Here is a 14916-nt window from a genome sequence, read left to right as displayed (position 1 = left end):
GTCACGGAACGGATTCTATGGTCTGCGCGCGTCGCTTCGCTCCTTGCTCCGCCATAGAATGACGATCAGATAGGCGGCTCGGCTAGTCGCCAAGGCACGCGATTCTCAAGGCACATGCAGCCGGCCCGGCTCCCCTGCGTGGAATGGGCTATCACGCGAGCGAAAAAATCGCGTCGCAGTCGAGATGCCTCTCCAGCTCGGCCGCGACCTCGTCCAGCGCCTTCTCGACATCCGCGCGATAGTCGATACCGCCTCCCCTGACGCCAAGGCTCTCCAGGTATGCGGCGCGAAAAGCGTCGGCGGAAAACAGTCCGTGCAGATAGGTGCCGATCACCTTGCCGTCCGCGGAGACCGCGCCGTCCTCGGCGCCGTTGAGGATCGTCGATGGCCGCGCCGTGTCCGGGCCGGTGGTGCGGCCGAGATGGATCTCGTAGCCTTCGAGCGGCAGGCCGAACTGCACTGACTGCGCGCTTGAATTGCGCACAGTCTTCTCAGGCTCCATCACCGTTTCGATGTCGAGCAGGCCAAGACCTTCGGCCTCAGTGACACTGCCTTCGATGCCGTCGGGATCGCGCACCATGCGGCCGAGTATCTGGTAGCCGCCGCAGATGCCGACGACATGGCCGCCGCGCTTGCGATGGGCGAGGAGATCGCGATCCCAGCCGTTCTCGCGGAATTTCAGGAGATCGCCGATCGTCGATTTGGAGCCGGGGATGACCACCAACCCGGCATCTTCCGGCAGCTTCTTGCCCGGCGGCACGAACACCACCTCGACCTGCGGCTCGGCTTTCAGCGGGTCGAGATCGTCGAAATTGGCGATGCGCGCCAGCATCGGCACCGCCACCTTCAGCGCCCGCTTCTCGCCGGAAGCGAGGCGTTCGAGCACCACCGAATCCTCGGACGGCAGCCGCCCGGCCGCCTTCAGCCACGGCACGACGCCGAAGCAGCGCCAGCCGGTAAATTTTTCGATCGCGCTGATCCCGTCGTCGAACAACGAGACATCGCCGCGGAACTTGTTGATGAGATAGCCGGCGATCATGCGCCGGTCTTCCTCCGGCAGGATCAAATGCGTGCCGGCCACGGACGCAATCACGCCGCCGCGGTCGATGTCGCCGACCAGGATCACCGGCACATTGGCGCGCGTGGCAAAGCCCATATTGGCGATGTCGCGGCTTCTGAGATTGATCTCGGCCGGCGAGCCCGCGCCCTCAACGACGACCAGGTCCGCGCCCGCGCCGACCTTCGCCCAGGAATCCAGCACCGCGTCCATCAGCCCGGCTTTCATCGCCTGGTAGTCGCGCGCCCGCGCCTCGCCATAGACTTGGCCCTGCACCACCACTTGCGAGCCGATATCGCTCTGCGGCTTGAGCAGCACCGGGTTCATGTGCACGGTCGGCCTCACCCCGCAGGCCAGCGCCTGCAGCCATTGCCCGCGGCCGATCTCGCCTTCGCCGGCTTTGTCGTCGCCCGGAATATCGGCAACGGCGGCATTGTTCGACATGTTCTGCGGCTTGAATGGCCTAACCTTCAGCCCGCGATTCTTCGCAACGCGGCAAAGCCCGGCCACCAGCACGGTCTTGCCGACATCCGAGCCGGTGCCCTGCAGCATGATCGCTTTCGCCATCAGCCCCTGCCCCCTGAGCCAATGGTCGATTTCTGTGCCAGCGGCCCGCCGCGCCAGAGATAGAGCGCCATCAGCGGTTCCTTGCCCGTGCGCACGGCATGGCTGACATTGGAAGCGTGGTGAATGACCTCGCCGGCGTCGCGCGTATGAAAGTTCCCTTCGCCCATCCGCCACTCCGTGCCGCCGGTCAGCGGGATGTAGATCTCCTCGGCGAGGTGATGATGGTCGGGATAGACGATGTCAGGCCCGAGGATCAGCAGGCCAGCCGCGACCTCGTCATTGACGAAATGCCCGCGGGTGCCGAACACTTCCAGCCAGCCGTAATTGTCGACAAAACTCTGCCCGAAATCGGCAGCGGTATAGGTCTGCCCCCAGCGCAACTCGTCCCGATGGTCGGCAACAAATCGCGTCAATGGCCCGGCGTCGGCCGGAGCCAACTCGGCGATGCGATCGAGATGGCTAAGGCAGCCAAGCGCACGCGGCTCGAGAGAACGTGCAGGCATGTCCCAGCCGATGCGCGCGACTTCATCCGTCACCAGATCGTTGTCGGCGCCGGCGAGATAGGCGCGGAATCGCTCCAGCAACTCATCGAAAATTGTCGGCACGCAAGAACTCCGTTCGTCATTCCATGCACAGCCGGTTCTCAACGGCCCGGGTTGCGCGGCGGCATCATTGGTCTAGATTGAACGGCGCGCAAAGCCAAAAACGACAGGCCAGAAGGCCTGAACGACAGGGAGCACGCCATGGACGCGGCAGTCGATGCGGGCACTGGCCAATTCGAACTCAACGAGGAACAGCGCGCCATCCAGGAGATGGCCCAAGCTTTCGCGGCGGACCGCGTCGCGCCCAATGCACTCGACTGGGACAAGGCAAAGCACTTCCCCGCCGATGTGATCCGTGAGACCGGGCCGCTCGGCCTCGGCGGCATCTATGTGCGCGACGATGTCGGCGGCTCGGCGCTGGGGCGGCTGGATGCCGTGCTGATCTTCGAGGCGCTTGCCCACGCCGATCCGGCATTCTCCTCTTTGATTTCCATCCACAACATGGCGGCCTCGATGATCGACCGCTTCGGTAGCGACGAGCAGCGCCAGCGCTTCCTGCCGAAACTGACCTCTATGGAGTGGCTGGCGAGCTATTGCCTGACTGAGCCCGGCTCGGGCTCGGATGCGGCTGCGCTGAAGACGCGTGCGGTGAAAAGCGGCGGCGATTATGTCTTGAACGGCGCCAAACAGTTCATCTCCGGCGCCGGCGACAGCGACCTCTATGTCGTGATGGCGCGCACCGGCGGCGACGGCCCGAAAGGCATTTCGACCTTTGTCGTGCCCAAGGATGCGGCCGGCCTTTCGTTCGGCGCCAACGAGCACAAGATGGGCTGGCACATGCAGTCGACCCGCCAGGTCATCTTCGAGGATTGCAAGGTGCCGGCCGACAACCTGCTCGCCGCGGAAGGCGCCGGCTTCGGCATCGCCATGGCCGGGCTCGACGGCGGCCGGCTCAACATCGCCGCCTGTTCGCTTGGCGGCGCGCAGTCGGCGCTCGACAAGGCGCTAGCCTATACCGCCGAGCGCAAGGCCTTCGGCTCCAAGATCAACCAATTCCAGGCGCTGCAGTTCAGGTTGGCCGACATGGAAACGGAACTGCAGGCGGCCCGCATCTTTCTCTACGCCGCCGCTTCCAAGCTCGACCGCAAGGCGCCGGATGCCGGCAAATGGTCCGCGATGGCCAAGCGCTTCGTCACCGATATCGGCTTCGACATCGCCAACCAGGCGCTGCAATTGCACGGCGGCTACGGCTATCTGCACGATTACGGCATCGAGAAGCTGGTGCGGGATCTGCGCGTCCACCAGATCCTCGAAGGCACCAACGAGATCATGCGCGTCATCATCGCGCGCTCGTTGATTGGGCGCTGACGCAAAATCTGGAGAAAACGATGGCAACCATCGCCTTCATCGGCCTCGGTAATATGGGCAATCCCATGGCCGCCAACCTCGTAAAGGCGGGTCATACGGTGCTGGGCTTCGACCTCGTGCCCGAGAACCTAGCCACTGCCAAGGAACACGGCGTCACCGTCATGGCGAACGCCGTCGCGGCGGTGAAGGACGCTGACGTCGTCATCACCATGCTGCCGGCCGGCAAGCATGTGTTGTCGGTTTATGAGGACATCGCGCCCAAGGCAAAGGAAGGTGCGCTGTTCATCGATTCCTCGACCATCGATGTCGAATCGGCTCGCAAGGCGCATGCCATTGCCGCGAAGCATGGTCACCCGTCGATCGACGCACCCGTCTCCGGCGGCACGGGCGGCGCCGCTGCCGGCACACTCACATTCATGGCCGGTGGCTCGGATCAGGCGTTTGCCGCTGCCGAGCCGATCCTGAAGCCGATGGCCGGGCGCGTCGTTCATTGCGGCGGCGACGGCGCCGGACAGGCGGCCAAGATCTGCAACAACATGATTCTCGGCATCTCGATGATCGGCGTCGCCGAAGCGTTCGTGCTGGCCGAAAAGCTCGGCCTGTCGCACCAGGCGCTGTATGACGTCGCCTCCACTTCCTCGGGCCAGTGCTGGTCGCTGACCACCTATTGCCCGGTGCCCGGTCCTGTTCCGGCCTCGCCGGCCAACCGCGACTACAAGCCCGGCTTTGCCGCCGCGCTGATGCTGAAGGACCTGAAATTGTCGCAGGAAGCCGCGCAGAACGCAGGCGCCGCGACTCCGCTCGGCGCCGAAGCCACGCAGCTCTATGCCTTGTTCAATGCGCAAGGCCACGCCGGCGCCGATTTTTCCGGCATTATTAATTTCCTGCGCGGAAATCCGGCATAAGTCTCTGCTTTTGAAGGGTTATTTCCAAGATTTGCCGGTGCGAAGCCGGCAAATTTAGATTTGCTTAAGGTCTTGCTAACGCACCGGTAACGATGTGCCTTTAAAACGGACTGCGAGGCGGACATCGCGTCTGCCCGGCGCTCCGGATCAGGTCTCGCGTACCGGAGCCCGTAAATTTCGCAAGTATTCTCGTAGCGAAATGCCATGTGTATCTGGCAAAGCCGCGTTCCCGCAGGGACGCGGTTTTTGCGTTTCGGAGACGCCCTCTGCGAGCCGTTCAGGAATGGACCGGGCGCTTAGAGCAATTCCAGGAAAAGTGTGAGATGTTTTCCGCCCGGAATTGCGTCAAAACAAGGAGATAGAGCATTTCGCTGTTTCCGTGAAACGGTGAAATGCTCTAGTCAGGAGCGCCCGGAGAACATCCGCTTAGCGCTTGCGCAAATCGGCGTCAGCGAGATCGAGCGCCCTGGCGATGCGTTCGCAAGCCATGTCGATCGTGTCGCGCGTCCAGATCAGCGGCGGCGAGAGAATCATAGTGTCGCCGGTGGCCCGCAGCATCATGCCCTGCGCGATCGCGTGGTCGCGCACGACGACGGCCGCACTTCCCGATGGCAAATAACGTTCCTTGGTCGCCTTGTCCTTGACGATCTCGATCGCGCCCATCAGGCCGATCGAGCGCACCTCGCCGACCAGCCTGTGCCTCGCGATCCGCTCCTGCAGCGCCTGCGCGAAATAGGGACCGGTGTCGTTCTTGACGCGCTCGACCAGGCCTTCCTTCTCGATGATCTCGAGGTTCTTGAGCGCCACCGCGCAAGCCACCGGATGACCGGAATAGGTGTAGCCATGGTAGAACTCGCCGCCTTTCTCGACCAGCGCCTTGGCGATGCGGTCGCCGACCAGCAGCGCCGAGAGCGGCTGGTAGCCCGAGGTCAGCGCCTTGGCGGTGGTGATGGTGTCGGGCTCGATCCCGAACGTCTGCGCCGCGAACCATTCGCCGGTGCGACCATAGCCGGTGATCACCTCGTCCAGCATCAAAAGCACATCGTATTTGCGGCAGATGCGCTCCACTTCCGGCCAATAGCTCATCGGCGGGATCTTCACGCCGCCCGCGCCCATCACCGGCTCGCCGATGAAGGCGGCGACCTTGTCGGCGCCGGCTTCGAGGATCGCGTCCTCGACCGCCTTGGCCGCGCGGATGCCGAAATCATGGTCGCTTTCGCCGGGCAACGCGAGCTCATAGGCATAGGGCATCATCACATGGACGATGTTGGGCACCGCGCCGCCGAGTTGCTTGTGCATCGGCTCCATGCCGCCCAGCGACGTGCCGGCGACGGTCGAGCCGTGATAGGCCGACTTGCGCGAGATGACGCGGTTCTTCTCGGGCTTGCCCTCAAGCGCCCAATAGTGGCGCACGAGCCTGAGCGCCGTGTCGTTGGCCTCCGATCCGGACGAACCGTAGAAAACCTGGCTGACATGCGTCGGCGCCAGCTCCGCCAGCTTCTTCGACAACAGAACCGGCGTCGGCGTCGAGCATTTGAAGAAGGAGTTGTAGTAAGGCAGCTCCTTCATCTGCGCGTAGGCCGCCTCGGCCAGCTCATCGCGGCCATAGCCGACATTGACGCACCACAGGCCCGCCATGCCGTCGAGGATTTCGGTGCCGTCGGCATCGTAGATGAATGGGCCGTTGGCATGGGTGATGATGCGCGAGCCCGTCTCGCGCAGCTCCTTATGGTCGGTGAAGGGGTGCAGGTGATGCGCGGCATCGATCTGCTGAAGCTGCTTCAGCGAATAATTCTGATAGGTCATGGATTTGATCTTTCCTCTTGAATCAATCCGGCAGCGGCCGGGGCGGATTCGTCAGAGGAAACGGGGCGGCGAATAGCCGATGCGGGCGCACAGCCGCAACAGCTCGGCGCGCAGCGTGCGCGGTGACGGCGTCACCGCGACCCCGAAGGCGCCAGATGTGCTGAAGCGGATCATGGCGGCAGCTTATGCCGCCTGAGGCCTAGAATTCAAGCTGTTCCGGTTAGCGCCCGCTGCAGGAATATGTAGCGCATCGCCGTCTGCGCCGCCTGCGGCCGACGGTCGCCGCGCCCGCCATGGCCGCCTTCGGTCTCCTCGAAGAACAGCGTCCTGCCGTGACCTGCCTCCTGCAGCCGCGCCGCCATCTTGCGCGCATGTCCGGGATGGACGCGATCATCGGCGGTCGACGTCATCAGGAGCACCGGCGGATAGGCAGCGCCCGCCTTGACATGCTGGTAAGGCGAATAGGCGCCGAGCCAGGCCGCCTCCTCCGGCTTCGACGGATCGCCATATTCGGCGATCCACGAGGCGCCGGGAGGCAGTTCGGTGTAGCGCAGCATATCGAGCAGCGGCACGTCGATGATGACGGCGCCGAACAGCTCCGGCCGCTGGGTCAACGACGTGCCGGTGAGCAGGCCGCCATTGGAACCGCCCTGGATGCCAAGCTGCGCCGCCGTGGTGATGCCGCGCCGGACCACGTCCTCGGCCACGGCCGCGAAATCGTCGAAAGCGTTCTGGCGCTTGCCCTTCAGCGCCGCCTGATGCCAGGCCGGACCGAACTCGCCGCCGCCTCGGATATTGGCCTGGATATAGGCGTTGCCCCTGTCCAGCCAGAGCCTGCCGCGAATGCCGGCATAGCCGGGCAGCAGCGGCACTTCAAAGCCGCCATAGCCGTAGAGCAGCGTCGGCACCGGTCCTTTCTGGTCGCGCCGCCGCACCACGAAATACGGGATCATCGTGCCGTCCTTCGAGCGCGCCTCGAACTGCTCCGAGATATAAGGCGAGGCGTCGAAGCGGGCCGGCTGCGACTTCACCGTTTGAAGCGTCTCGCCATTGTCATCCGACCAGATGATCGAGCTCGGCGTCAGGAAATCGGTGAAGGAGAAGGAGACGCTCGACCCGAAATGCTCGACATGGCTGATGCCGACATTGCCGTTGTCGGGCAGCGCTATCCGCTTCAGCGACCAGCCTTCTGCGGCGCGGTCGCAGGCGATGATCTTGCCGCGCACATTGTCCATCAGGTTGATGAACAGCCGGTCCTGCGTCCTGGCGAGGCCGGCGATCGAAACGCGGTGCGCCGGCTCAAGCACGGTCTGGAACGGCCCGAAGGCACCACTCTCGATCCAGCGATCGAAATCGACGGAATAAAGCCCGTCGGGCAGGCAGCGCGTGCCGTCGGGCGCCGTCCAGGGGCTGCGCACGCCGAAGATCAGTTGGCCCTTGAAGACCACCGTGTCCGTGGCGTCGTCGGGCAGCGGGATGCGCCGGTTCTCACCCGAAGGCAGCCGCAGGAAACTGTGCGAAGTGAAGAAGTCGAGCGTCTTGCCGAGCAGCACGTGCCGCTTGTCGCCGTCATATTCGACGCCGCCGCCGACCGCGAGATGTTGTTTCTCGCCTTCGAGGATCGGCGTGGCGTCCTCGAGCTTGGCGCCGCGCCGCCACAGCTTGATCACGCGCGGGTAGCCGGACTGCGTCTTGTCGTCTTCCTCGAAAGCGGCGGAGACGATCACGGTATCTTCGTCCAGCCAGGAAAAGCCCGACTTCGAAGCGGGCGCGCGAAACCCGTCCTCGACGAAGGATTTCGTCACGATGTCGAATTCGCGCATCTCGCTGGCATCGCCGCCATCGGGCGACATGTAGAGCAGGCAGCGGTTGAAATCGGGATAGAGCCGGCTCGCCCCGCCGAACACCCACTTCACGCCTTCCTTCGCGGAAAGCTGATCGAAGTCGATGATCGTCTCCCAGTCGGGCTTGTCGGTCTTATAGGACGCGACCGTCGTGCGCCGCCAGAGACCCAGCGCATTGGTCTTGTCCTGCCAGAAATTATAGACGTAGCCGGCAAGCGCAGCCCCGACTGGGATATTGTCCTCGGCCGTCATCAGGTCGAGCGCGATCTCGAAGGTCGCCTGGTAGGAAGGATCGCCCTGCAATTCGGCGACCGTCAGCGCATTCTGGCGATGAACCCACTCCAGCGCTTCCTTGCCGTTGCGATCCTCAAGCCAGAGGTAGGGATCGTCGGCGGTCAATTCGAGCTGGGTTTTGGTCATCGTGCTGGTCATACAGGTCTCCATCCGGCGGCCCCGCCTACATCGCGTTCGCTGCCTTGATATTCAAGAGCCATTCGGGGCCGGTCATAAAACGCGCCGTCGAACAACTGTCGCCGCCGCCAGCGCCGCGCAGATGGCGCCAAGCGTGACCGGCAGGCCGGCGGCGCCAATGACATCCATGACGCCGCCAGTGAGCGGCGGCACGACGATGCCGCCAAAACCCCACATCAGCGAGAAGGCGGCATTGCCGGCAACCAGCGCCGACCCGGTGAAGCGCTCGCCGAGCTCGATGATCGACATCGTGTAGATGCCGTAGGAAACGGCGCCCCAGATAAAGACGCAAGCCCAGATCAGCTGCGTCTCGATCAGCGCCGGCAAAGCCACGCATCCAAGGACGGTCACCGCCACGCAGCCGAACCGCACCAGGCGCGCCGTCAGCCTTTCGGCGAGCAGGCCGAGCGGCACCTGCATGGCGATGTTGCCGGCGATCATCACGGAAAGCAGCGCCGACATGCGTGCCTCGGGAATGCCGTGATGCGTCCCATAGACCGGCAGCAGCGCCAGTATCGCCTGCTCGAACCCGGCCGCGACGATCACGGCCGACATAAGCAGCCAGGCCATTGGTATGAAGCCCAGCACCGAAACCTTGTTCTCGGTCTCGTCGACCTTCGGCAGCCTTTTCACCACCACGGCCAGGCAGCCGCCGCAGAAGAGGAAGGCAAGAATGCCGACAAGGAAAGGCGGCCAGCCTTCGGTGCCGACGCCGAGCAGGCAAAGCGGCCCGGCCGCGAAGCCCGCCGAGATGATGGTTGAATAGATGCCCATGACGCGGCCGCGCCGCGCCGGCGGCGCCAGAGCGATCACCCAGATTTCGCTCAAGACATAGAGTGGGTTGGTCACCACGCCGATCAGGAAGCGCAGTGGGAACCACAGATAGACATTTTGCGTCCAGCCGATCAGCGCCAGTACCAGCGCCGAAAGCGCCGCGCAGGTCAGCGCGGTCCGCCCTGCCCCGAACTGGCGCGCCAATCCCGGGATCAGCGGCGAGGACAGGATGAAGCCGACCGGCGTCATCGCCGCCGACAGTCCGATCATCGCCGGCGAAACGCCCTGGCGCTGCAGGATGAAGCTGAGCAGCGGATAGGAAAGTCCTTGCGCTATGGCGAAGACGGAAACCGTCGCGATCACGCCGGTGATCGCCGCCCACTGCACGCTCTCGCTGCTGTTTGAATCCGCCAGAGCCATCAGTTCCTGATCCAATCGGTGGAAGGCTTAGCCGTTGCGGCCGGTTGCCGTAAGGCCCACGGCCCGCGAAAGCGGATGCTCCAGCCAAACCCTGTCAGGAGCCCCGGCGCTGCAGGGAGGCTTGCTCAAGCTCCCCTTCCGTCATGTCGCTTCCCTCGCCCTAGTGGTCGCCGCCTCCTCACCGGCTGCATTGCTGCCAGTCCATTATGCCGGCCAAATTCGCATCCTCACGAGGCTTCTCATGACTGCCGCCCTTCATCCCGCCGAGCCGGCACTGGCAACCGATCGCGCCCGCCGTGGCGGCCGCGCGGGAAAGCGCGCCGGCGGCTCGGCCGCCTTCGAGCAGCCCGCCTTCCGGCAGCTGAAGAACCCGCTGACGCCGACCAGGCTGGTGTCCGATGACGAATTGGAATCAATCCACCTCGCCTCGCTGCGCGTGCTGAGGGAAATCGGCGTCGACGTTCTGCACGATGAGGCCCGCCGCATCATGAAGGCCCACGGCGCCGACGTGCGCGAAGGCTCGGAGCGCGTGCGCTTCGACAGCGACATAATCCTCGAGCTTGTCTCGCACTGCCCGTCGGAATTCACGCTGCATGCCCGCAACCCGGCGCATAATCTGCGCTTCGGCGGCAACAACGTCATCCTGTCGATGATGGCTTCGGCGCCGAACTGCTCCGACCTCGACCGCGGCCGCAGGCCCGGCAACCAGGCCGATTACCGCAACTTCCTGCGCCTGGCGCAGATGCACAACATCCTGCACTGCACCGGCGGCTATCCGGTCGAGCCGATCGACATCCATCCGTCGGTGCGGCACCTGGAATGCATTCGCGACCTCGCCATGCTGACCGACAAGGTCTTCCACATCTATTCACTCGGCAAGGAACGCAACGTCGACGGCATCGAGATCACCCGCATCGCGCGCGGCATCAGCCGCGAGCAGCTGATGCAGGAACCGTCGGTCTTCACCATCATCAACACCAATTCGCCGCTCAAGCTCGACGTGCCGATGATGGAAGGCATCATCCAGATGTCGAGCGTGGGCCAGGCCGTGATCGTCACGCCCTTCACGCTGTCCGGCGCCATGGCGCCCGTCACCGTCGCCGGCGCGCTGGTGCAGCAGAACGCCGAGGCGCTCTCGGGCATTGCCTTCGCGCAGATGGTCAAGAAAGGCGCGCCGGTCGGCTATGGCGGCTTCACCTCCAATGTCGACATGAAGTCCGGCGCGCCGGCCTTCGGCACGCCCGAATATATGAAGGCGCAGCTCGTCGGCGGCCAGCTCGCGCGCCGCTACCAAATTCCCTACCGCACCTCCAACACCTGCGCCGCCAATACGGTCGACGCCCAGGCCGCCTATGAAAGCGTGTTCTCGCTGTGGGGCGCGATCCAGGGCGGCGGCAATCTGATGATGCATGGCGCCGGGTGGCTGGAAGGCGGCCTGCGCTGCTCCTATGAAAAGACCATCCTCGACATCGACCTTTTGCAAATGGTGGCCGAATTCCTCACCCCGCTCGACCTCTCCGAGGATGCGCTCGGCTTCGACGCCATGCAGTCGGTCGGTCCTGGCGGTCATTTCTTCGGCACCCAGCACACGCAGGAGCGCTACAAGACCGCCTTCTATTCGCCGATCGTCTCCGACTGGCGCAATTTCGAGACATGGGCCGAGGCGGGTTCGCCGACAGCGATGGAGCGGACCAACAAGGTCTGGAAGGAGCGCCTTGCCTCCTACGAGGAGCCTTATATGGATCCGGCCATCCGCGAGGAGCTCAACGACTTCGTCGAGAAACGCCGCGCCGAAGGCGGCGCGCCGACGGATTTCTGACCATCTGTGTTGAGGATGAATAGTCGACCCCCACTCCGTCGAGCTTCGCTCGACACCTCTCCCCCGATCGACGGGGGAGAGGAAAGGCGCGAGGCGATTCCAGCTGTCTCCTTTCCTCTCCCTCCGGAGGGGGGAGAGGTGGCGCCGCGAAGCGGCGACGGAGTGGGGGAAGGCGCTGCTCAAACGCGAAGCCGTCGCAAACAAGGCACGACCAAGCGCGCAAGAAATCTCCGGCAAGCCGGCAATCAAGCGGAAGCTTTGCTTTGGCTTGAATTGAAGTCACGCAAGCTCGGCGGCTATCGCTTTACGCGCCAGTTTTCCATCGGACCGTTCTTCGCCGACTTCGCTTGCCGCGAGCGTTGGCTCGTCGTCGAGGTCGATGGATCCCAACACGCCGACAGCTCATATGACCGCCGCCGCGACCACTTCATGCAGGCTCAGGGCTACTCGATCCTGCGCTTCTGGAACCATGACGTCCTGAAACATCGTGCTTCCGTCTGTGAAACCATCCTCGCCGCGCTCGACGGCAGGCTGACCGAAAACATCGCGGCATCGGATCTCCGCTTTGTTTTCACACCTCGATCCCCCGGTTCAGTATTTTCAAACACGGATCTATCTGCATGAAATCCCACGTAAAAGCGGTTGTCATCGGCGGCGGCGTCGTCGGCTGTTCGGTGCTCTATCACCTCGCCAAGGCCGGCTGGACCGACATCATGCTGATCGAGCGCTCGGAGCTGACCTCCGGCTCGTCCTGGCATGCGGCGGGCGGCTTCCACACGCTGAACGGCGACCCGAACGTCGCCAAGCTGCAGGCCTACACGGTCCAGCTCTACAAGGAGATCGAGGAACTCTCCGGCCAGTCCTGCTCGCTGCATCTGACCGGCGGCGTCATGATGGCCGATACGCCCGAGCGCATGGACTTTCTGCGGCTGGCTCACGCCAAGGGCCGCTATCTCGGCATGGATACCGAGCTGATCACGCCCTCGGAAGCCAAGGCGATGTTCCCGCTGATGGACGAAACGAACTTCGTCGGCGCCATGTGGGATCCGGTCGAAGGTCATCTCGACCCTTCGGGCACCACCATCGCCTATTCCAAGGCGGCAAAAAAGCTCGGCGCCGAGATCGTGCTGCGCAACCGCGTCGTCGACCTGACTCAGCAGCCGGACGGCACCTGGAACGTCGTCACCGAGCAGGGCACGGTCCATGCCGAGCACGTCGTCAATTGCGGCGGCCTGTGGGCGCGCGAGATCGGCCGCATGGTCGGCGTCGAGCTGCCGGTTTTGGCCATGGAGCATATGTACCTTTTGACCGAGCCGATGCCGGAGGTCGAGGAATTCAACAAGTCGACCGGCCGCGAGATGATCGGCGTGCTCGACTTCAAGGGCGAGATCTACACCCGCCAGGAGCGCAACGGCGTCCTGCTCGGCACCTACGAGAAGGCCTGCAAGCCGTGGTCGCCGGTCAACACGCCATGGGATTTCGGCCATGAGCTCCTGCAGCCCGACATCGACCGCATCGCTCCGTCGCTGGAGATCGGCTTCAAGCATTTCCCCGGCATCGAGAAGGCCGGCATCAAGCAGATCATCAACGGCCCCTTCACCTTCGCGCTCGACGGCAACCCGCTGGTCGGCCCGGTGCAGGGCCTGACGAATTTCTGGTGCGCCTGCGCCGTCATGGCCGGGTTCAGCCAGGGCGGCGGCGTCGGCCTCGCGCTCTCCAACTGGATGGTGCATGGCGATCCGGGCTTCGACGTCTGGGGCATGGATGTCGCTCGCTTCGGCGAATGGGCGAGCCTGCGCTACACCAACGCCAAGGTGCGGGAAAACTATTCGCGCCGCTTCTCGATCCGCTTCCCGAACGAAGAACTGCCCGCCGCCCGTCCGGCGCAGACCACGCCACTCTACGACACCATGCTCGCCAACAACGCCGTCATGGGCGATTCGTGGGGCCTGGAAACGCCGCTCTGGTTCGCGCCGAAGGGCACGGTGCCGAAGGACATCGTCTCCTTCCACCGCTCCAACGATTTCGGCCCGATCGGCGAGGAAGTGCGCGCTACGCGCGACAGGGTCGGCGTCACCGAGATCGCCAACTTCGCCAAATACGAGGTGTCCGGTCCGGGCGCGGAAGATTTCCTCAACCGGCTGATGACCAACCGCATGCCGAAGGTCGGCCGTATCGTGCTGACCCCGATGGTCAACGAATTCGGCAAGCTGATCGGCGACTTCACCATCGCCAAGGCCGGCCCAAGGAATGGAGAAGACCGCTTCATGATCTGGGGCTCGTCCGCAGCGCAGAAATATCACATGCGCTGGTTTGAGAAGCACCTGCCGAAGGATGGCTCGGTGCGCATCCACCGCTTCGACCAGACGCTGGTCGGTCTCTCGATCGCCGGGCCGAAATCGCGCGACCTGCTGCAGAAGCTTGTCGATGTCGATGTCTCGACAAAGGCCTTCCGCTTCATGGACTTCCGCGAGATGGCCGTTGGCGGCGCGCCCTGCATGGTCAACCGCATCACCTATACCGGCGATCTCGGCTACGAGATCTGGATGGCGCCCGCCTACCAGCGCCTGGTCTACAAGGCGATCAAGGAAGCCGGCGCGGAATTCGGCATCGTCGATTTCGGCATGCGTGCACTGCTCTCCATGCGCCTGGAAAAGAATTTTCCGACCTGGTTCCGCGAGTTGCGTCCGATCTACGGACCGTTCGAAGGCTCGATGGACCGCTTCATCAAGCTGGAGAAGAACGACTTCATCGGCCGCGAGGCGTCCGCCCGGGAGCATGTCGAAGGGCCGAAGCTGCGCCGGGTCTCCTTCATCGTCGACGCTGCCGATGCCGACGTGATGGGCGACGAGCCGATCTGGGCCAAGGTCGGCAAGGATTACGGCACAGTCGAGAAGCCGCATAGCTACGGCGCGCCGCGCTTCGACACGTCAGGCAAGGAAGTGCGCGGCTCGAAGGCCGCCGAAGGCGCTTCGGCCGTGCGCGGCATCGTCGATGGCGAATGGCGCGTCGTTGGTTGGGTGACCTCGGGCGGCTATGCGCATTACGTGCAGAAGTCGATGGCGCAGGGCTATGTGCCGGCCGCTCTTGCCGAGGACGAAAGCGCCGGCCTGTTCGAGATCGAGATTCTCGGCCACCGCCGCCCGGCCCGCATCAATGTCGAGCCGCCTTTCGACCCGAGCGGCGAGAAGATGCGGACCTGAAGCCCCATTGTTGGATTGCGTCGGTAGCTATGGCATGGTCCGAGCCCACTACCGGCGCATCAGCATGAGAAGACCATCCCCTTGCGGCAACTAGAGAAATGGACCGATTGGCTCTGCGATGAACGGGTCGGTCCATTCAG

Annotated in this window: 10 protein-coding genes; 5 read left to right on the top strand and 5 right to left on the bottom strand. The window is 64.0% G+C overall.

Annotated features, from left to right (window positions below; all coding sequences use genetic code 11):
* Positions 1 to 151: 151 nt before the first annotated feature.
* Complete coding sequence (locus tag LB523_RS03765; RefSeq protein ID WP_224600978.1) at positions 152 to 1624, bottom strand: cobyric acid synthase; 1473 nt, start codon at positions 1622 to 1624, stop codon at positions 152 to 154.
* Positions 1624 to 2229 (bottom strand): dimethylsulfonioproprionate lyase family protein, encoded by a 606-nt coding sequence (locus LB523_RS03760; RefSeq protein ID WP_224600977.1) that lies wholly within the window; start codon positions 2227 to 2229, stop codon positions 1624 to 1626. Before LB523_RS03760 ends, LB523_RS03765 begins: the two co-directional genes overlap by 1 nt.
* 138 nt (positions 2230 to 2367) lie before the next feature.
* Here LB523_RS03760 and LB523_RS03755 point away from each other — a divergent pair, with 138 nt between their 5' ends.
* Both LB523_RS03755 and mmsB read left to right on the top strand, forming a co-directional pair.
* Positions 2368 to 3534, top strand: a complete 1167-nt coding sequence (locus LB523_RS03755; protein ID WP_224600976.1) for an isobutyryl-CoA dehydrogenase — start codon at positions 2368 to 2370, stop codon at positions 3532 to 3534.
* On the top strand, positions 3531 to 4439 hold the full coding sequence (gene mmsB, locus LB523_RS03750) for a 3-hydroxyisobutyrate dehydrogenase (protein ID WP_411966433.1): 909 nt from the start codon (positions 3531 to 3533) through the stop codon (positions 4437 to 4439). The genes LB523_RS03755 and mmsB overlap by 4 nt, the downstream gene beginning before the upstream one ends.
* A 426-nt stretch (positions 4440 to 4865) precedes the next feature.
* Here the strand turns inward: mmsB and LB523_RS03745 are convergent, their stop codons facing one another.
* The 3 genes from LB523_RS03745 to LB523_RS03735 form a co-directional block, all read right to left on the bottom strand.
* Complete coding sequence (locus LB523_RS03745) at positions 4866 to 6245, bottom strand: aspartate aminotransferase family protein (protein ID WP_095764949.1); 1380 nt, start codon at positions 6243 to 6245, stop codon at positions 4866 to 4868.
* A gap of 206 nt (positions 6246 to 6451) precedes the next feature.
* A complete protein-coding gene (locus LB523_RS03740; RefSeq protein WP_224600974.1) occupies positions 6452 to 8521 on the bottom strand; it encodes a prolyl oligopeptidase family serine peptidase in 2070 nt (689 codons plus the stop codon).
* Between the two features lie 72 nt (positions 8522 to 8593).
* Entirely contained in the window at positions 8594 to 9754 is a 1161-nt protein-coding gene (locus LB523_RS03735) for an MFS transporter (RefSeq protein WP_224600973.1), read from the bottom strand.
* A 241-nt stretch (positions 9755 to 9995) separates the two neighbouring features.
* Between LB523_RS03735 and LB523_RS03730 the strand changes: the two genes are divergently transcribed.
* The 3 genes from LB523_RS03730 (at position 9996) to LB523_RS03720 (ending at position 14776) form a co-directional block, all read left to right on the top strand.
* Positions 9996 to 11573, top strand: a complete 1578-nt coding sequence (locus LB523_RS03730) for a trimethylamine methyltransferase family protein (protein WP_224600972.1) — start codon at positions 9996 to 9998, stop codon at positions 11571 to 11573.
* A gap of 138 nt (positions 11574 to 11711) precedes the next feature.
* The gene (locus tag LB523_RS03725; protein WP_411966430.1) at positions 11712 to 12197 is read left to right on the top strand and encodes an endonuclease domain-containing protein; all 486 of its coding nucleotides are present in this window, start codon (positions 11712 to 11714) and stop codon (positions 12195 to 12197) included.
* Positions 12194 to 14776 carry an FAD-dependent oxidoreductase gene (locus LB523_RS03720; protein WP_224600971.1) on the top strand — a complete coding sequence of 861 codons (2583 nt, stop codon included), beginning with the start codon at positions 12194 to 12196 and terminating at the stop codon, positions 14774 to 14776. The genes LB523_RS03725 and LB523_RS03720 overlap by 4 nt, the downstream gene beginning before the upstream one ends.
* Positions 14777 to 14916 lie beyond the last annotated feature (140 nt).

The sequence above is a fragment of the Mesorhizobium sp. ESP-6-4 genome, assembly GCF_020164735.1.
In the GTDB taxonomy this organism is placed as follows: domain Bacteria; phylum Pseudomonadota; class Alphaproteobacteria; order Rhizobiales; family Rhizobiaceae; genus Mesorhizobium.
This window is presented reverse-complemented; position numbering and strand designations above follow the sequence as displayed.